Annotated in this window: 15 protein-coding genes; 8 read left to right on the forward strand and 7 right to left on the reverse strand. The window is 59.1% G+C overall.

The genetic code is table 11. The features are described from left to right. Positions 1 to 2 precede the first annotated feature (2 nt). Positions 3 to 839 carry a peptidylprolyl isomerase gene (locus Q0908_RS05200; protein ID WP_299281571.1) on the reverse strand — a complete coding sequence of 279 codons (837 nt, stop codon included), beginning with the start codon at positions 837 to 839 and terminating at the stop codon, positions 3 to 5. A 179-nt stretch (positions 840 to 1,018) separates the two neighbouring features. Between Q0908_RS05200 and secA the strand changes: the two genes are divergently transcribed. The 3 genes from secA to Q0908_RS05215 all read left to right on the forward strand — a co-directional run bounded on the left by secA (position 1,019) and on the right by Q0908_RS05215 (position 6,413). After that, a complete protein-coding gene (secA, locus tag Q0908_RS05205) occupies positions 1,019 to 3,718 on the forward strand; it encodes a preprotein translocase subunit SecA (protein ID WP_299281572.1) in 2,700 nt (899 codons plus the stop codon). A 108-nt stretch (positions 3,719 to 3,826) separates the two neighbouring features. Then, positions 3,827 to 4,837 (forward strand): hypothetical protein, encoded by a 1,011-nt coding sequence (locus Q0908_RS05210; RefSeq protein WP_299281573.1) that lies wholly within the window; start codon positions 3,827 to 3,829, stop codon positions 4,835 to 4,837. Between the two features lie 22 nt (positions 4,838 to 4,859). Further along, positions 4,860 to 6,413, forward strand: a complete 1,554-nt coding sequence (locus Q0908_RS05215; protein WP_299281574.1) for a phosphate ABC transporter substrate-binding/OmpA family protein — start codon at positions 4,860 to 4,862, stop codon at positions 6,411 to 6,413. Here the strand turns inward: Q0908_RS05215 and radC are convergent. The 4 genes from radC to dnaK all read right to left on the reverse strand — a co-directional run bounded on the left by radC (position 6,410) and on the right by dnaK (position 10,902). Further along, complete coding sequence (gene radC / locus Q0908_RS05220; protein WP_299281575.1) at positions 6,410 to 7,159, reverse strand: DNA repair protein RadC; 750 nt, start codon at positions 7,157 to 7,159, stop codon at positions 6,410 to 6,412. The genes Q0908_RS05215 and radC overlap by 4 nt on opposite strands. 23 nt (positions 7,160 to 7,182) lie before the next feature. Beyond that, positions 7,183 to 7,719: a GNAT family N-acetyltransferase gene (locus Q0908_RS05225; protein ID WP_299281576.1), complete on the reverse strand. Its 537-nt coding sequence runs from the start codon at positions 7,717 to 7,719 to the stop codon at positions 7,183 to 7,185. Positions 7,720 to 7,759: 40 nt separating this feature from the next. Beyond that, positions 7,760 to 8,914, reverse strand: a complete 1,155-nt coding sequence (gene dnaJ, locus Q0908_RS05230; RefSeq protein WP_299281577.1) for a molecular chaperone DnaJ — start codon at positions 8,912 to 8,914, stop codon at positions 7,760 to 7,762. A 77-nt stretch (positions 8,915 to 8,991) separates the two neighbouring features. Further along, a complete protein-coding gene (gene dnaK / locus Q0908_RS05235; RefSeq protein WP_299281578.1) occupies positions 8,992 to 10,902 on the reverse strand; it encodes a molecular chaperone DnaK in 1,911 nt (636 codons plus the stop codon). A 190-nt stretch (positions 10,903 to 11,092) separates the two neighbouring features. On the opposite strand from dnaK, the gene Q0908_RS05240 reads away from it, so the two are divergent. Beyond that, positions 11,093 to 11,692 carry an alpha-ketoglutarate-dependent dioxygenase AlkB gene (locus tag Q0908_RS05240; protein WP_299281580.1) on the forward strand — a complete coding sequence of 200 codons (600 nt, stop codon included), beginning with the start codon at positions 11,093 to 11,095 and terminating at the stop codon, positions 11,690 to 11,692. On the opposite strand, the gene Q0908_RS05245 is transcribed toward Q0908_RS05240, so the two are convergent. Together Q0908_RS05245 and Q0908_RS05250 are read right to left on the reverse strand one after the other, a co-directional pair. Beyond that, positions 11,689 to 12,717: a fatty acid desaturase gene (locus Q0908_RS05245; protein WP_299281581.1), complete on the reverse strand. Its 1,029-nt coding sequence runs from the start codon at positions 12,715 to 12,717 to the stop codon at positions 11,689 to 11,691. The two genes, Q0908_RS05240 and Q0908_RS05245, sit on opposite strands and share 4 nt — an antisense overlap. 134 nt (positions 12,718 to 12,851) lie before the next feature. Next, positions 12,852 to 13,676: an ABC transporter permease gene (locus tag Q0908_RS05250; protein ID WP_299281583.1), complete on the reverse strand. Its 825-nt coding sequence runs from the start codon at positions 13,674 to 13,676 to the stop codon at positions 12,852 to 12,854. Between the two features lie 120 nt (positions 13,677 to 13,796). Between Q0908_RS05250 and cysQ the strand changes: the two genes are divergently transcribed. The 4 genes from cysQ (at position 13,797) to galU (ending at position 17,643) form a co-directional block, all read left to right on the forward strand. Then, positions 13,797 to 14,594: a 3'(2'),5'-bisphosphate nucleotidase CysQ gene (cysQ, locus tag Q0908_RS05255; RefSeq protein ID WP_299281584.1), complete on the forward strand. Its 798-nt coding sequence runs from the start codon at positions 13,797 to 13,799 to the stop codon at positions 14,592 to 14,594. Further along, the gene (locus Q0908_RS05260; RefSeq protein WP_299281586.1) at positions 14,594 to 15,394 is read left to right on the forward strand and encodes a manno-octulosonate cytidylyltransferase; all 801 of its coding nucleotides are present in this window, start codon (positions 14,594 to 14,596) and stop codon (positions 15,392 to 15,394) included. The genes cysQ and Q0908_RS05260 overlap by 1 nt, the downstream gene beginning before the upstream one ends. After that, a complete protein-coding gene (locus tag Q0908_RS05265; RefSeq protein WP_299281588.1) occupies positions 15,391 to 16,617 on the forward strand; it encodes a glycosyltransferase in 1,227 nt (408 codons plus the stop codon). Before Q0908_RS05260 ends, Q0908_RS05265 begins: the two co-directional genes overlap by 4 nt. Positions 16,618 to 16,749: 132 nt before the next feature. Next, positions 16,750 to 17,643 carry a UTP--glucose-1-phosphate uridylyltransferase GalU gene (gene galU / locus Q0908_RS05270; protein ID WP_299281589.1) on the forward strand — a complete coding sequence of 298 codons (894 nt, stop codon included), beginning with the start codon at positions 16,750 to 16,752 and terminating at the stop codon, positions 17,641 to 17,643. Positions 17,644 to 17,651 lie beyond the last annotated feature (8 nt).

The following is a 17,651-nucleotide window of genomic DNA, read 5'->3' on the forward strand; positions in this document are numbered from 1 at the left end:
GATCAGTCCAACAATGTCAGATCTTTGAGCAGTGCGGGATCAACCCCCTCTGCCCCGCTTTGATCGATTTCGGCGGCTTCGGTCAGCTCTTCGACATAGGCGTTGATGGTCGCCTCGCGGATTTCGCCTTCGATCTCGCCGCGCACGTCTTCCAGAGTGGGTTGCTCGGGCACGCGGGTTTCGTTCAGGACGATGACATGCCACCCGAATTGGGTTTGCACCGGATCGGACACTTCGCCCGGTTCAAGCGCGATCACCGCCGCCTCAAAGCTGGGGACCATTGCGCCGGTGCCGAACCATCCCAGTTCACCCCCATTGGGGCCGGACGGGCCGGTCGACTTTTCCTTGGCGGTTTCGGCAAAGTCCGCACCACCGTCGATCTCGGCTTTGACGGCAATCGCCTCTTCCTCGGTTTCGAGCAGGATGTGAGAGGCGTTGTATTCCTCGCCCGGCGTTTCATCCGCAAAGCGCGCGTCATAGGCGGCTTGGACAGCTTCGTCTGTCAGCGCGCCCTCGAACAGTTTTTCCAGTTCTTCCCCCGCCGTCAAAGACCGGGTTTCGTTTTCAAGCGACAGGGTCACACGGTTGGGCAACTCACCCTCATAGGATTGGGCCAAAAGCGTTTGCTGCACCAACTGGTCAAGGATGCCGGTGAACAAAACGTCATCGGGCAGTTCCTGGAAGCGGGGCGGCAGAGTGGCGCGTGCGATGATCATGTGGCCGACGGTGATATCTGTGCCGTTCACTGTGGCGACAACTGTGTCAGCATCTTCGGCGGCGGCAGGCAGTGCCATTGCGGCCAAAAGGCCAAAGGCGGGCAAAGAAAAGAAGGGTTTCATGGTCGTTCGGTCCTTGGACTGGGCACACGACGGGCGCGCGCATTGACACGGTTTGGCGTGACCCTTACATCGCCCTATGGACGCGGCCCGGGCCGGTTTGTTGCCCACCGTATCTATGGGCTTGGCACGCGCCCGGCAAGCAGTTGCTGCACAACATGAATTGATCGCCTGGAGAACGCATGCTCGGTTTTGGAACGCTCGCTAAGAAGGTGTTTGGCACACCCAATGATCGCAAGGTCAAGGCGACCCGCCCACTGGTCGATCAGATCAACGCGCTTGAGCCTGAATTCGAGGCGCTGAGCGACGAGGGCCTGAAGGACAAGACCGAAGAGCTGGCCAAACGCGCCATGGGCGGCGAGAGCCTGGATGATCTGCTGCCCGAAGCCTTTGCAAACTGTCGCGAGGCCGCCAAGCGCGCCCTGGGCCTGCGCGCCTATGACACCCAGTTGCTCGGCGCGATCTTCCTGCACCAAGGCAATATCGCCGAACAGAAAACAGGTGAGGGCAAGACCCTCACCGCCACGTTCGCCTGCTACCTCAATGCGCTGACCGGAAAGGGCGTGCACGTGGTCACCGTCAACGACTACCTCGTTCAGCGCGATGGTGAGTGGATGGGCAAGGTGTTCGGGGCGCTTGGCCTGACCACCGGAGTCGTGATCTCGGACATGGAAACCGAAGCCAAGCGGGCGGCCTATGCCTGTGACGTGACCTATGCCACCAACAATGAGCTTGGGTTCGATTATCTGCGCGACAACATGAAACAGTCCATCGGCGACATGCTTCAGCGCGAACATAACTACGCCATCGTGGACGAGGTCGACAGCATCCTGATCGACGAGGCGCGCACGCCGCTGGTGATCTCCGGCCCGCTGGCGGACCGGTCCGAGATGTACGTGACCATCGATGCGATCATCCCCCTGATCACCGACGAGCACTATCTGCTCGATGAAAAGCAGAAGAACGTGACCTTCACCGACGAAGGCAACGAGTTCCTTGAGGAACAGTTGCACGAGCGCGGACTGATCGAGCCCGAGGCGTCGCTGTACGATCCGGAAAGCACGTCGATTGTGCACCACGTGAACCAGGGTTTGCGTGCGCACAAGATGTTCACCAAGGACAAGGATTATATCGTGCGCGACGGTCAGGTTGTGCTGATCGATGAATTTACCGGTCGCATGATGGCGGGTCGTCGCCTGTCGGATGGTTTGCATCAGGCGATTGAGGCCAAGGAAGGTGTTCAGATCCAGCCCGAGAACCAGACGCTGGCGTCGGTGACGTTCCAGAACTACTTCCGTCTTTACAACAAGCTGGCCGGCATGACCGGAACGGCGGCCACCGAAGCCGAGGAATTCGCCGAAATCTATGGTCTTGGCGTGGTCGAAGTGCCCACCAACAAGCCCATCGCCCGCGTGGACGAAGACGACAAGGTCTATCGGACGGCGCAGGAAAAATACAAAGCCATGATCGAAGAGATCAAGGTCGCCCACGGCAATGGCCAGCCTGTGCTGGTTGGCACCACGTCGATCGACAAGTCCGAAATGTTTGCACGGTTGCTTGAGGCCGAGGGCATCAAGCACAACGTCCTGAACGCGCGCCAGCACGAGCAAGAAGCGCAGATCATCGCCGATGCAGGCAAGTTTGGGGCCGTTACGATTGCGACCAACATGGCCGGGCGCGGCACCGACATCCAACTTGGCGGCAACGTCGAGCTAAAGGTGCTCGAGGCGATCACCGCTGATCCCGAGGCCGACCCCGAAGCGGTCCGTGCCAAGATCGAAGCCGAACACGATGACGAAAAGCAGCGCGTGCTGGCTGCGGGTGGCCTCTATGTGATGGCGTCAGAACGTCACGAAAGCCGCCGCATCGACAACCAGTTGCGGGGCCGATCAGGCCGTCAGGGTGATCCGGGGCGCACGTCATTCTATTTGTCTCTGGAAGATGACCTGATGCGCATCTTTGGGTCGGACCGGCTTGATAAGGTGCTGACCACGCTCGGCCTTGAAGAGGGCGAGGCGATCATTCACCCGTGGGTGAACAAATCGCTCGAGCGGGCGCAGGCCAAGGTCGAAGGGCGTAACTTTGACATCCGCAAGCAGCTTTTGAAATTCGACGATGTTATGAACGACCAGCGTAAGGTCGTGTTCAGCCAGCGCCGCGAGATCATGGAAGCGGAAGACCTGCAAGAGATCACGTCGGACATGCGCGATGAGGTCGTTGACGATCTGATCGACCAGTATATGCCCCAAGGCAGCTATGCGGATCAGTGGGACACTCAGGGGCTGCACGCAGCAGTCATCGAACATCTGGGCGTTGACGCACCGGTCGTGGCCTGGGGCGACGAAGAAGGCGTGGATGACGAACAGGTGCGTGAGCGCCTGATCGAAGCCAGCGACGCGCTGATGGCGCAAAAGACCGAATCCTTCGGCGCCGAGAACATGCGCAGCATCGAAAAACAGTTGCTGTTGCAGGCCATCGACGGAAAGTGGCGCGAGCACCTGCTGACGCTGGAACACCTGCGTTCGGTCGTTGGGTTCCGGGGCTACGCACAACGTGATCCGCTGAACGAATACAAGAACGAGGCGTTCCAGCTCTTTGAAACGATGCTGGACAGCTTGCGCACCGAAGTGACTCAAAAGCTGTCGCAGATTCGCCCTCTCACCGAAGAGGAACGCCAGGAGATGCTGGCCGAAATCGCAGAGCACCAGCAAGAGGTCGAGGACGCGGCCGAAGAAAGCACGCTGCCTGCCCCGACGGCCGAAGCTGTTGCAAGCGGTTTTGACGAAGGGGACCCGACAACATGGGGCAATCCCGGTCGAAACGAGGCGTGTCCGTGCGGATCGGGCAAGAAATTCAAGCATTGTCACGGGCGGCTCGCCTAAGCCGCCTGCCCCATTCCTGCCCTAAAGACTCCCTACCTCGGTCATAACACGGCCTAGTTGAGTTGCGATACCTGCCTCTGATCAAATCCGGGGAAGGGACATGGGACAATGCAGCATATGAAGGAAATCGTCACGGCAGTTGGCACGTTGGCCATCGCCGTCGGCATCGGTTTCGTCATGCAAAGCAGCGACACCGCAAAGGACCTTTATGGCGCGCAAAGCCGTCCGGTCCCGGTGCCCGAAGTCGCTCCAAAAGCGGAAAGCCTTGGTGACAACGTCAGCGCAGATGTGCTGATGCAGGTGCAGGAAATCGAACTGACATCGGCGACTGATACCGCCGCCGTGTCTGTACCTAACGGCGAAGCTGTCGTTGAACGAGTCTCAGCGCCCGCAAACACGGATGTCGTGACCGAACCGGAGGCAGTGCCGCCTAGCGAGTCGTGCGAGATCACCGCATCGGCAGAGCCGATTGCAGGGGCGATGGTGAACCTGTCTCTGGCGGCCCCTTGCGCGCCGAATGAACGGCTGACCGTGCACCACAATGGCATGATGTTTACCGAAACCACCGATGAGGCGGGCGATCTGGCCGTCACTGTTCCGGCCTTGGCCGAGCAGGCTGTCTTTATCCTGGCGTTCTCGAATGGCGATGGCGCGGTTGCGCAGACATCTGTCACAGACATCGGCGCATATGACCGTGTTGCCTTGCAATGGCGTGGTGAAATCGGATTTGAACTGCACGCCCGCGAGTTTGGCGCAGATTATGGGCAGGCCGGACATGTATGGTCCGGTGCCGAGCAAAATGTTGTCGGTCTGACCACGGGCGACAACGGCTTCATCATGCAGATGGGTGATACGTTGACACCCGAACCGCTGATGGCGGAAATCTACACCTTCGCCAGCGGCATGACCGCGCGAGACGGCACCATTGACCTGAGTGTCGAAGCCGAAGTGACCGAGAATAACTGCGGCATCGAAATCGAAGCGCAATCGCTCGAGATGATGCAAGGCGGACAGATGAAAACTCAAGTGCTGACGCTGGCGGTGCCTGATTGTGACGCAGTTGGTAGTTTTCTGGTGTTGAACAATCTTGTCTCAGACCTGAAAGTCGCCAGCAACTGACCGTTGCGACAAAGGGCACTTTATGGCTTGGGCACGTGCGGCGATTTTCGCCGCACTTTCACTTTTGGGCACTGCATTGGCCGCGCAGGATGTGACGCTGACCTCGCCTGATGGTGAGGTTGAAATCAGCGGCACGCTTTTGGGCTTCGACGGCGAATTTTACCGGGTCGAAACGATCTATGGTGAGTTAACCGTGGATGGGTCAGGCGTGCTGTGCGAAGGGCCTGCGTGCCCCAACCTGCAGGATTTCGTGGCGGAGATCAGTATTTCCGGCTCTGCGACAATGGGGTCAGTGCTTTTGCCTGCGCTGATCGAAGGGTTCGCACTGCGCAACGACTACGTGGCGACCCGCGAAACGGTTGATTCCTCTAATTTCGTCTATGAGCTTCGCGATATGGCGACGGATAAGCCCGTGGCGTTGTTCTTTTTCCACGTGTCAACGACCGACGAAGGGTTTGCCGACCTGCTTGCCAATGATGCTGACATCGTGATGGCGTTGCGGGAAATCCGCCCCGAGGAACGCCAGCGTGCCCGTGATGCAGGCATGGGCGACATGACCGACGCCAATCGCAGTCGTGTGCTGGCCCTTGATGCGATGGTGCCGATTGTGGCCCCGTCAAACCCGGTCAAGCAAATCTCTCCCCAAGCACTGGCGCAGGTGTTCGCTGGGCAGATCACCAACTGGGCCGCACTGGGCGGTGCAGATGCGGATATCATCCTGCACCTGCCGAACGCGCGCGCGGGCCTGGGCCAATCCATCGAGGATCAGGTGATGGGGCCCGTGCGGTTGGACTTTGCCGAAGGCATCGTGCGCCATGATCGCCCAGGCGATGTCGTGACGGCGGTTCTGGATGATCCGTTTGCCTTGGGGATTGCGAGTTACGCAGAAACCGGGGACAGCCGCACGCTCACTTTGACGGGCGCATGCGGCTATTCCTTGCGGGCGGAGCGGGGCACGATCAAGACGGAGGATTATCCGCTGACGGCACCGATGTTTCTTTATATACCGGCCCGCCGTCTGCCAAAGGTGGCCCGTGAACTGCTGGCCTATACGCGCGGGGCCTCTGCCCAGATCGTGATTCGCCGTGCTGGTTTCGTGGATCAGGCCCCCGAAGAGGTGTCGATCAACGATCAGGGTTATCGCTTTGCAAATGCGGTGGCGTCGGCTGGTCCCGAAGTCTCGCTGGAGGAATTGCAGCGCATGACCCTCACGCTATATGGCATGTCGCGCCTGACCACTTCCTTTCGGTTCGAAGCGGGATCGGTGCGGCTGGACGCGCAATCACGCTCGAACGTGCAGCAGTTGGCCCGCGCCCTCGAACAAGGCAAGTATGACGCCCGTGAAATGCTGCTGGTGGGGTTCAGTGACGGGGATGGCCCGGCCGCTGCCAATCGCGACATCGCGCTGCGCCGCGCCGAAGCAACGAAACGGGCCATCATGCAGGCGGCTGAGACGGTGAACCTTGATCGGGTCCAGATGAACGTGGATGCGTTCGGCGAGGCCTTGCCCATGGCCTGTGATGACAGTGCGTGGGGTCGTCAGGCCAACCGCCGGGTCGAGGTTTGGGTGCGCTAAAGATAGCCTGCTGACTTGAAGCTGAGTTCACGTGATTTTCCGACAATCAGATGGTCATGCAATGTGAGCCCAAGGGCGTCACACGCGCTTTGGATTTGTGACGTCATGTCGATGTCGGATTGGCTGGGTGTGGGGTCACCTGAGGGGTGGTTGTGTACGAGGATCATGGCAGACGCGTTCAATTCCAGCGCCCGTTTTGCCACTTCGCGCGGGTAGACAGGCACATGATCGACAGTGCCTTTGGCTTGTTCCTCATCCGCGATCAGCACGTTCTTGCGGTCGAGAAACAGAACCCGAAACTGTTCGGTTTCGCGATGTGCCATGGTGGTGTGACAGTAGTCGACCAGCGCATCCCAGCTTGAAATAACGTGTTGGTTCAATATTTTGGCACGCGCGAGCCGCTGCGCCGCTGCCTCGACAATCTTGAGTTCGACGATCACAGCATCCCCAACCCCCTTGAATGCGCGCAGCCGTTCAACCGGGGCGGACAGGATCCTGTTGAAATCCCCAAATTCAGCGATCAGGCGATGGGCGAGCGGTTTGACATCTTGGCGCGGAATGGCACGAAACAACACAAGTTCAAGCAACTCGTAATCCGGCATCGCGTTCGCGCCACCGTCCATAAACCGGGCGCGCAACCGCTTGCGATGGTCCGCCATGTAGGACGGCGTGCGGCCCGTGGGTATCGAAACGGGGGTCGCCTCGTCTAAGTCGAAGGGCAACGGTTGTTCGGCAAATTGTGTCATGCGGCGAGCATGGCGAAGGGTGGTTAGGGAAGGGTTAAAATCAGCGCGGAGGCGTCGGAACGCTGCATGACAAACGCTGCCTCTTCCACACCGTCCGTGACTTCGAATCCAGTAAACTCAAATCCAAGCCGTTCAGCCAGCGCACGCGATGCGGTGTTGCGGACATCAGCCCATATCTTGATGCGATCAATCGGGGTTTCGGCAAACATGTGCGCGATGGCAAGGGTTGTGGCGCGGGTCGCGTGACCCCTCCCTTGCGTTTCACGGGCAAGGGAGATGCCAAGTTCAGCTTCGGTACTGTCGGTCGACAGATGCCACCCCATGTCACCCAACAGGGAATCCGTTGTCGTGTCGGCCACCGCGACTTGTGTCCAATGCCCGGGTTGGATCAATGGCGTCATCGTCTGCATCGCGTGCAAAAAACCACGCGCCCGCGCATCATCCATCGCATCCCAACTCTGGAATTTCGATACCTCTGGATCGGTCCGGTAGGCTTGGAACGCGCGCAGATCATCTGGGTGCAGACGGCGCAATGTGGTGGTGTCAAAGGTCAGGCGCATAGCTGCAGGGTGAGCGATAAGGCCCACCCTGTGCAAGTATTTAGCCCTTCATCGAATCCCAGAACGACTTGACCGAGGAAAAGAAGCTGGAGGATTCCGGGTTATTTTCTTCAGACAGATCGGCGAATTCCCGCAGCAATTCCTTTTGCCGCGCCGTCAGGTTCACCGGGGTTTCGACCGCAAGTTCGATGAACATGTCGCCCGGTCCGCCGCCACGCAGGGCCGGCATCCCCTTTGAGCGGAGACGCATCTGGCGACCCGATTGCGATCCGGCGGGGATTTGTACCCGACCACGACCACCGTCGATGGTCGGCACTTCGATTGACCCGCCAAGGGCTGCGGTGCCCATCGAAACGGGGACGCGGCAAAACAGGTTGGTGCCGTCTCGTTCGAACAGTTTGTGATCGCTGACCTCTATGAAGATATAGAGGTCGCCCGTTGGTCCGCCGCGCATGCCGGCTTCGCCTTCGCCGGCGAGACGGATGCGGGTGCCGGTTTCGACACCTGCGGGGATATTGACAGACAGTGCGCGGTCTTTTTCTACGCGACCTGCGCCCGAACAGACCTTGCACGGATTTTTGATGATTTGGCCGATGCCCGAACAGGTCGGACAGGTGCGCTCGACCGTAAAGAAGCCTTGTTGCGCGCGCACCTTGCCCATGCCGGAACAGGTCGGACAGGTGGTCGGTTCGGATCCGCCCTCGGCACCCGAGCCGTTGCAGGTATCGCAACTGACCGAGGTGGGGACGTTGATGGTTTTCTGCATGCCCGCAAACGCGTCTTCGAGTGAGATGCGCAGGTTGTAGCGCAGGTCGGATCCACGCGCTGCGCGACGTCCGCCACCGCCACGTTGGCCGCCCGCGAAATCGCCGAACAGGTCGTCAAAAATGTCGGAAAACGCTGATCCCATATCGGGGTGACCGCCGCCAAAGCCGCCACCGGGGCGTCCGCCACCGCCACCCATGCCACCCTCGAACGCGGCGTGGCCAAAGCGGTCATAGGCTGCCTTCTTGTCGGCGTCCTTTAGGACTTCGTAAGCCTCGTTGGCTTCCTTGAACTGGCTTTCAGCGTTGGGATTGTCGATGTTGCGGTCCGGGTGCAACTCTTTGGCTTTGGTGCGATAGCCCTTTTTGATCTCGTCCGCGCTCGCGCCCTTAGAGACGCCAAGCACCTCGTAATAGTCACGTTTTGCCATGGATCATGTCCTTTGTTGGAACGTCTGAGGCCGGCCTGAGCGGGCCGGCCTCGTGATTGGTTCCTGAGGCGCGCAACTTACGCGCGCTTGTCGTCGTCCAGATTTTCGAACTCAGCATCGACGATATCATCGTCATCACCGCGAGGCTGGTCGGCGGCGGCTGGCTCGTCTTCGCCATCTTCCTGCGCAGCTTTGTAGATCGCCTCGCCCAGTTTCATGGCCGCTTCGGTAACGTTCTGGATGCCGGATTTGATCTTGTCGGCGTTGTCGGTTTCCAGATCGTCCTTGAGCGCGGCAATGGCCAGTTCGATCGCTTCGATCGTGGTTGGATCGACCTTATCCGAATGCTCTTCCATCGACTTTTCGGTCGAGTGGATGAGGCTTTCGGCCTGGTTCTTGGCTTCGATCAACTCGCGACGTTCCTTGTCCGCTTCGGCGTTGTCTTCGGCGTCCTTGACCATCTGGTCGATGTCCGCATCCGACAGACCGCCCGAGGCCTGGATCGTGATCTGCTGTTCCTTGCCTGTGCCTTTGTCCTTGGCGCCGACCGACACGATGCCGTTGGCGTCGATGTCGAACGTCACTTCGATCTGCGGCATGCCACGGGGGGCAGGCGGGATGTTTTCCAGATTGAAGGCCCCGAGGATCTTGTTGTCGGACGCCATCTCACGCTCACCCTGGAAGACCCGGATGGTCACCGCGTTCTGGTTGTCTTCGGCGGTCGAGAAAATCTGTGACTTCTTGGTCGGGATCGTGGTGTTCCGGTCGATCAGGCGTGTGAACACCCCACCGAGCGTTTCGATCCCAAGCGACAACGGTGTCACGTCGAGCAGAACCACGTCCTTGACGTCGCCTTGCAGAACACCGGCCTGAATGGCGGCACCCATCGCAACAACTTCGTCCGGGTTCACACCCTTGTGCGGCTCTTTGCCGAAGAACTTGGTCACTTCCTCAACCACGCGCGGCATGCGCGTCATACCACCGACCAACACGACTTCGTCGATATCGGAGGCCGATAGACCGGCGTCTTTCAACGCGGCAGCGCAGGGCTTCATCGAGGCTTTGATCAGGTCACCCACCAAAGACTCCAGCTTGGCACGGGTCAGTTTCATGACCATGTGCAGTGGCTGGCCGTTCGAGCCCATCGAGATGAAGGGCTGGTTGATTTCGGTTTGGCTGGACGAGGACAGTTCGATCTTGGCCTTCTCGGCCGCTTCCTTGAGGCGTTGCAGCGCCATTTTGTCCGCGGTCAGATCGACGGCATGTTCTTTTTTGAACTGCTCGGCGAGGTAGTTCACGATGCGCATGTCAAAGTCTTCACCGCCAAGGAACGTGTCCCCGTTGGTCGATTTCACTTCGAACAGGCCGTCGTCGATTTCGAGGATGGTCACATCGAACGTACCGCCGCCAAGGTCATAGACCGCGATGGTTTGCGAATTTTCCTTGTCGAGGCCATAGGCCAGAGCGGCGGCTGTGGGTTCGTTGATGATCCGCAGCACTTCGAGACCAGCAATCTTGCCCGCGTCCTTGGTTGCCTGACGTTGTGCGTCGTTGAAATAGGCGGGGACGGTGATGACGGCTTGGGTCACGTCTTCGCCAAGGTAGCTCTCGGCGGTTTCTTTCATCTTGCCCAGAATGAAGGCGGAGATTTGGCTGGGCGAATATTTCTCGCCACGGGCTTCGACCCATGCGTCGCCATTGCCGCCATCAATCACGCTGAAAGGCAGGTTTTTCTTGTCCTTGGCGAGATCCGCGTCGTCATTGCGGCGGCCCACGAGGCGCTTCACACCAAAGATTGTGTTGTCGGGGTTTGTGACCGCTTGCCGCTTGGCAGGCTGGCCAACGAGCCGCTCGTTTTCGGTGAAGGCGACAATCGACGGGGTTGTCCGCGCGCCTTCGGCGTTTTCGATCACGCGAGGCTGGCTGCCGTCCATGATCGCGATGCAGCTGTTTGTAGTTCCTAGGTCAATACCAATGACTTTGGCCATGTTTTCGATCCCTCATATCAGTTCAAGGCGATGACACGAGGCGGCGACCCGTTTCGGCATCGACGCCACGCTTGAGATTGCGCAAGGGTTCTTGCGCGCTGAGGCGTATATAAGGAGGGTCATTTGGCGCTGCAACCGTTGGAACGGGATGCAAAACACCAAAATTTGCGCGATACGCGGGGTTTGGGCGATGAGAGCGGTTATTCGCGGGTTTGAGATCTACAAGCAGTATCTGGATGCGTCCGCACAGGCACATTTAGTGTCGGCGGTCCGGGATGTCGCAGCGGTCGCGCCGATGTTTTCTCTCGAAACTCCTTATGGGAAACCGATGTCGGTGTGTATGACCTCGGCCGGGGCTTTGGGGTGGTACGCGGACCGGGGTGGATATCGGTATGTCGACCGCCATCCCGGTGGGGCAGCCTGGCCTGCGATTCCCGCGCAAGTCTTGACGATCTGGCGCGATCTGACCGGGTTGGACCGTGATCCGGATTGCTGTCTGATCAACTATTGCGGCGAAGGTGCACGGATGGGGATGCATCAAGACAAGGACGAGGCCAGCTTTGACTGGCCCGTGCTGTCGATCAGTCTGGCGGATGCGGGCCTGTTTCGCATTGGGAACACGACGCGCGGCGGCAAGACAGAGTCGCTGTGGCTGGAAAGCGGCGATGTGGTTGTCATGGGGGGCGCGGCGCGCCTGACCTATCACGGCGTGGATCGCATCCGCTTTGGATCATCGACGCTGCTGCCGAAATCGGGCCGCCTTAACCTGACATGTCGTGTGGTGACTTAGCCGTAGTGCAGGCGGGCCTGCGCAAAGGATAGCAGCCGCTTGGTCTTTTCATCCCAGAGATGCAGGCGGGCTGTTTCAAGGCTGTCTCGGATTGTCATGCGGTTGATATTCGCCAGATCGGCATGATCACGCAGCACTTGTGGCAGTCGGTAAAACGGCAGGCGGCTATAAAGGTGGTGCACATGGTGAATGCCAATGTTGCCGGTGGCCCATTGCAGCACTTTGGGCAGCACATAGTGGGATGATCCGTGCAGCGCGGCGTGGTGCATCTGCCACTCGGGCTCTTTCTCCCAATGGGTCGTTTCGAACTGATGCTGGACGTAGAACAGCCAAACGCCCGCCGTCGCCGCCAGAATTGTGCTGGGCAGGAAAATCAAAACGATGGGCATCCAGCCGCCAAAATACAGGATGACGGCAAGGCCAAGGATAATCCCGGCATTGGTCGCCATGGCACTGACCCAGTATTTGACATACTCGGTAAAACCCAAGGGCAGTCGGTTCTGCATCAGGAACAGATAGCTGGGCCCTAGACCAAACAGCACCACAGGGTTGCGGTAGAGGCGGTAGAGCAGCCGATTGATAGCAGACAGCGCGTAGTATTCGGTGACCGTCAGCGTGTGGACATCACCCATGCCGCGCCGCCCCAGATTGCCCGACGCGCTGTGGTGCATGGAGTGGGACCGCCGCCAGACATCATAAGGTGTCAGGGTCAGAACGCCGATCACGCGCCCCAGCCAATCGCTGAGGTTCCGGCTTTTGAAGAATGCGCCATGCCCACAATCGTGTTGGATGATGAACAGGCGCAGCAGGAACGCTCCGTTCAGCACGGCGATTGCAAATGTCAGCCAATAGCTGACCGATAGCGATGCCCACGCCAGAACCCACAGAACAACGAAGGGGCCGATAGTGATCCCAAGCTCGAACCAACTGCGCAGCGCACTGGGTTCGCGATATTGAGAAAGGACTTTGATCCACTTCTGCGCAGCGCGCGTGTCAGTGGCAGCCTCGGAATGATGATCGAACATGCGCCTGCTTATTGTTGTTGTGGGCGGACATGCGTCCGATCCTGTTGGAAGGGTTTCTATCAGGTCTGTTGCTTTTAGAAAATGGGCCTTGTTTGCGTTCAAGCAAACTTATTGCGAGGGGGCAAAGTACGATATCAGCGCCGCGCCTCCCAGCTGACAGAGGCACTGCGGCGGGTGTAAAATTCGCCCATCAGCCCAATCATGACCAGCACCACACCGACCCAGAACGCGTATTCCCAAGACGAATAGCGTGGGTTGTAGTTGATAAAAGCAAAGCCCCGGCATTGGTCAATTGCGTGAAACAAAGGGTTCCAATCAAACATCGCCAACATGAAGCTGGGCAACGTGTTCGCCACAAACATTTTGCCCGACGCGATCATGTTCGCCCGCTGATAAATCTGGGTAAAGATCCGTACGAACGTCGGAAACCACGGCTTGATCGCCAACAGAACCAGCCCCACCGCAACCCCAGTGAACCACGCGAGCAGCAGCATTCCGAAGGCCCCGAACGGTTGGTTGACCTGCACGGGCACAAAGGCCACGTGGTAGATAAACAGGATCAGGAACAGCGACAGCACCTGAATATAGAGCGCCCCGAACGCGGCCGAGCAGATCGAGATGATCGTGTTCATCGGGGCATGTTGCATCATCGGACTTGCCGGGCCTTCGGACATGGCCACCGCACCCATTGCCTTGATGTGCGTCATGTAAAGGAAGATCCCCGTCATCAGATAAAGCAGGAAATCACCGCGGATCGAGGCCCCTTTGAGGCCGAGTACGGTGAACATCACGTAAAAGGCGAGAACAAAAATCACCATCTGAAGGATGTTCATCCCGATCGCGATGAAGGCGTTGTTATGCTCGCGTCGGATCGACCGGACAATCGAATGGTAGACCAGTTCGGCCATTGCCAAGGCAGTGCCAAGCCCGGACTGCGGTTTGCGTGTGGATCGAAACATGGTGGTCGGGTGCCTCTGGCTTGCGCGATCTTTGCACGGAATTCTTGCCGTTCCGTTAGCACGCGACCATAAGGGGGCCGCATCACTTTTTCAACAAATGCCCGCTCGAGGACGATTTTTATGACCTATGACGCCCTGATCCCCGTGATCCGCCGCCTTGCTCTCGAGGCCGGGGATAAGATCATGGAGATCTACAACTCGGACGATTTCGAGGTAAAGATGAAGTCCGATGACAGCCCCGTCACAGCGGCAGACGAAGCGGCGGACAAGATCATCTCGGATGGTTTGCGCGCCGCCTTTCCCGACATGATGCTTGTCACCGAAGAGCAGGCGGCCACCCACACCACAACTGGCGACACGTTCCTGATTGTGGATCCGCTGGATGGCACCAAGGAATTTGTCCATCGCCGTGGCGACTTTACTGTCAACATCGCGCTTGTCGAAGGTGGGGTGCCAACCCGTGGTGTTGTTTATGCCCCTGCGCGGGGCCGCATGTTCTTCACGCAGGCCGACGGGCAGTCCGTCGAAGAGACGGGCGCGTTTGACAAGACGGCTGTGGGCGATCTGAGCCCGATCAAAGTCGCCGACAGTGACAATGCCGCTTTGCTTGTCGTCGCCTCAAAATCGCATCGTGATCAGGCGACCGATGATTACATCAACAAATACGCGGTCAAGGATATGAAAAGCGCGGGATCGTCGCTGAAATTCTGTCTGATTGCGACGGGCGAGGCTGATATCTATCCCCGCGTGGGGCGCACGATGGAATGGGATACCGCCGCTGGTCATGCGGTCCTGTCCGGGGCTGGCGGCGCGGTTGTCCGCTTTGATGACCATACCCCGCTGCGCTACGGGAAGGATGGGTATGCCAACCCGTTCTTCATCGCCTATGCCCCCGCCGTCGAGTTGAAACCTGCCTGATGTCTGTCCTGATTGTCATCCCGGCCCGCTATGCCTCATCCCGTTATCCCGGCAAGCCGCTTGTGCCTTTGACCGGCGCAACGGGTGCGGCGCAGACATTGATCGAACGCAGCTGGCGCGCGGCTATTGCGGTGGACGGCGTTGATCGGGTGGTGGTTGCCACTGACGATGATCGCATTCGGGATGCTTGCGAGGCGTTGGGAGCCGAGGTCGTGATGACCTCCGAAGCGTGCGGCAATGGTACGGAGCGCTGCGCGGAGGCGCATGCGGTGTTGGGCAACGGATACGACATTGTGGTGAATTTGCAGGGTGACGCGCCGTTGACCCCGCATTGGTTCATCGAAGGGCTGGTGAGCGGCCTGCGCGCCGCACCCAACGCGGAAATCGCGACCCCGGTGCTGCGTTGTGACGGCGCGACGCTGACCGGATTCCTTGAAGACCGCAAGGCAGGCCGCGTCGGGGGCACAACCGCCGTGTTCGGGGCGGGCGGTGCCGCGCTTTACTTTTCCAAAGAGGTGATCCCCTACACCAATGCGACCTATGCGCCCGATGCTGATACGCCTGTTTTCCACCATGTGGGTGTCTATGCCTATCGCCCCGACGCGCTTGCCGCCTATCCCGACTGGCCCATCGGCCCGCTTGAGCAGCTTGAGGGATTGGAGCAGTTACGCTTTCTCGAAAACGGGCGACAGGTGCTGTGCGTCGAGGTTGAGGCCAAGGGCCGCCAGTTCTGGGAGTTGAACAACCCCCAAGACGTCCCCAAGATCGAACAGATGATGGCGGAAATGGGCCTGGAATGACCCACCCGCCGGTCAGTGTTGTGGTTGTCAGCCGCGACCGGCCTGATGCGCTGCGCCGCTGTCTGACGGGTCTGCTGCAAGTCCAATACTCTCCCTTTGAGGTGGTCGTCGTGGCCGACAAGGCGGGGCGTGACGCGATTGCGGATTTTGCGGGCCAGATCAAGATTGTCCCGTTCGAGGACCCCAACATTTCGGTGGCCCGCAATTTGGGGATCAGCCACGCGGCGGGTGATATCGTCGCCTTTATTGACGATGATGCGGTGCCCGAACCGAGCTGGCTGGGGCACCTCATCGCACCGGCCGAACAGCGCGATGTGGCGGCGATGGGTGGATTTGTACGGGGGCGCAACGGGATTTCATTTCAGTGGCGCGCGCGGAGTGTGGATGCGACGGGAGAGACGCAAAACATCCCGCTCGAAACTGATCAAACCGTTGTTTTGACCCCGCGCGGGGCGCGCGCAACCAAAACCGAGGGCACCAATATGGCGGTCCGCCGCGATGTGCTGGTGGACCTCGAAGGGTTCGATCCCGGTTTTGCATTCTTTCTGGATGAGACGGATTTGAACCTGCGTTTGGCCAAGGCGGGCCATGCAACTGCACTGGTTCCTATGGCCGAGGTGCATCATGGATTTGCGGCCAGCCCGCGCCGCCGCCCTGACCGTGTGCCCCGCGATCTGTTTGATATCGGGGCCAGCTGGGGTGTCTTTCAGCGCAAGCATATGCCCCAGGATACGCGCGCTGCTCATTGGCATAAGGTGCAAGGTGCAGAGCGTGCACGTCTGCTGCATCACATGGTGAGTGGTCGATTGTTGCCGGGGGATGTGACGCGACTGATGCGCAGGCTCAACGTCGGGTACGCAGAGGGCCAAACCCGCGCCCGCGGGGGCGCACAGATCGCGCGCAGCCCGATGTCCGCATTCCTTCCTGTGGTATCGCAACCGCGCCAAAGCATTGCTTTAAAAGGACGATTCTATCAGCGAGCCCCCTTGAGAGAGGAAGCGGCGCGGCGCGCTGAGGCGGGTGAAATCGTCACGTTGATCCTGCTGTCGCCTACCGCGCTTTATCATCACGTCAGGTTTGATCCGCGCGGATTTTGGGAACAGCGCGGCGGGTTGTTCGGCAAATCCGAACGGACAGACGCGCTGGTGCGCCCTGTCACCTTCCAGAAAAGATGCAAGCAGGAAGTGGCGCGGGTTGCCGCACAACGGCTGATTTTCACATAAACTTGGCGCGTCTTGGCAACAGTCCGCCAGATGTCACAACCCTTGCTCAATTAGGCATTCTTTGTGCACACTCTAATTGTATGGGTGAACGAAACCGGATTTTCCGGTAAGAAGATCAAAACGAGGTTTGTTATGCGCAAAAAGTTGACCAAGGCGATTTTCCCGGTGGCCGGTTTGGGAACGCGGTTTTTGCCAGCAACCAAATCGGTGCCCAAAGAGATCATGACGTTGGTGGATCGTCCGTTGATCCAATACGCCATCGACGAAGCGCGGGCAGCCGGCATCAAGGAATTCATCTTTGTCACGTCGCGGGGCAAGGGCGCGCTTGAAGACTACTTTGATCACGCCCCGACCCTCGAGCAAGAGTTGCGCAAGAAGGGCAAGACCGAGCTTCTTGAGATCCTCAAGGATACGAACATGGACAGTGGCGCGATTGCCTATATCCGCCAGCACAAGGCCCTCGGGCTTGGGCATGCGGTCTGGTGTGCGCGCCGTTTGATCGCGAACGAACCCTTTGCCGTGATCCTGCCTGACGATGTGATCGCCGCTGAAAAGCCTTGCTTGCAGCAGATGGTCGAAGCCTATGAGGAAACGGGCGGCAATGTCGTGGCCGCGATGGAAGTGCCCCCGGAAAAGACGTCATCTTACGGTGTGCTCGATATCGGTGAAGACATGGGTCAGATGGTCAAGGTGAAAGGGATGGTCGAAAAGCCCCCCGCCGAGGAGGCCCCCTCGAACCTCGCGGTGATTGGCCGCTATATCCTCACTCCATCCGTGCTGCGGTCACTGAACCAGATGAAATCAGGCGCGGGTGGAGAGATTCAGCTGACCGATGCGATTGCCAACGAGATTGGCGGGGACGATGGCGTTTATGGTTACCGGTTCCGGGGTCAGCGCTTTGACTGCGGTTCAAAGGCCGGATTCCTGCAGGCCACCGTTTCGTTCGGGTTGGCGCGCGCGGAATTGCGTGACGACCTGCTTGGGTATATCCGTGATGTTGTCCAGATGGACAAAGCAGCGGAATAAGGCGAGGC

The sequence above is a fragment of the uncultured Tateyamaria sp. genome, assembly GCF_947494755.1.
In the GTDB taxonomy this organism is placed as follows: domain Bacteria; phylum Pseudomonadota; class Alphaproteobacteria; order Rhodobacterales; family Rhodobacteraceae; genus Tateyamaria.

Bases quoted from the DNA above. Each gene is read 5' to 3' on its own strand.
- Q0908_RS05240 (WP_299281580.1), top strand. From the start codon at position 11,093: ATGAGAGCGGTTATTCGCGGGTTTGAGATCTACAAGCAGTATCTGGAT.
- dnaJ (WP_299281577.1), bottom strand. From the start codon at position 8,914: ATGGCAAAACGTGACTATTACGAGGTGCTTGGCGTCTCTAAGGGCGCG.
- Q0908_RS05200 (WP_299281571.1), bottom strand. From the start codon at position 839: ATGAAACCCTTCTTTTCTTTGCCCGCCTTTGGCCTTTTGGCCGCAATG.
- galU (WP_299281589.1), top strand. From the start codon at position 16,750: ATGCGCAAAAAGTTGACCAAGGCGATTTTCCCGGTGGCCGGTTTGGGA.
- secA (WP_299281572.1), top strand. From the start codon at position 1,019: ATGCTCGGTTTTGGAACGCTCGCTAAGAAGGTGTTTGGCACACCCAAT.
- Q0908_RS05250 (WP_299281583.1), bottom strand. From the start codon at position 13,676: ATGTTTCGATCCACACGCAAACCGCAGTCCGGGCTTGGCACTGCCTTG.
- Q0908_RS05245 (WP_299281581.1), bottom strand. From the start codon at position 12,717: ATGTTCGATCATCATTCCGAGGCTGCCACTGACACGCGCGCTGCGCAG.
- Q0908_RS05210 (WP_299281573.1), top strand. From the start codon at position 3,827: ATGCAGCATATGAAGGAAATCGTCACGGCAGTTGGCACGTTGGCCATC.
- Q0908_RS05215 (WP_299281574.1), top strand. From the start codon at position 4,860: ATGGCTTGGGCACGTGCGGCGATTTTCGCCGCACTTTCACTTTTGGGC.
- cysQ (WP_299281584.1), top strand. From the start codon at position 13,797: ATGACCTATGACGCCCTGATCCCCGTGATCCGCCGCCTTGCTCTCGAG.
- Q0908_RS05225 (WP_299281576.1), bottom strand. From the start codon at position 7,719: ATGCGCCTGACCTTTGACACCACCACATTGCGCCGTCTGCACCCAGAT.
- radC (WP_299281575.1), bottom strand. From the start codon at position 7,159: ATGACACAATTTGCCGAACAACCGTTGCCCTTCGACTTAGACGAGGCG.
- Q0908_RS05260 (WP_299281586.1), top strand. From the start codon at position 14,594: ATGTCTGTCCTGATTGTCATCCCGGCCCGCTATGCCTCATCCCGTTAT.
- Q0908_RS05265 (WP_299281588.1), top strand. From the start codon at position 15,391: ATGACCCACCCGCCGGTCAGTGTTGTGGTTGTCAGCCGCGACCGGCCT.
- dnaK (WP_299281578.1), bottom strand. From the start codon at position 10,902: ATGGCCAAAGTCATTGGTATTGACCTAGGAACTACAAACAGCTGCATC.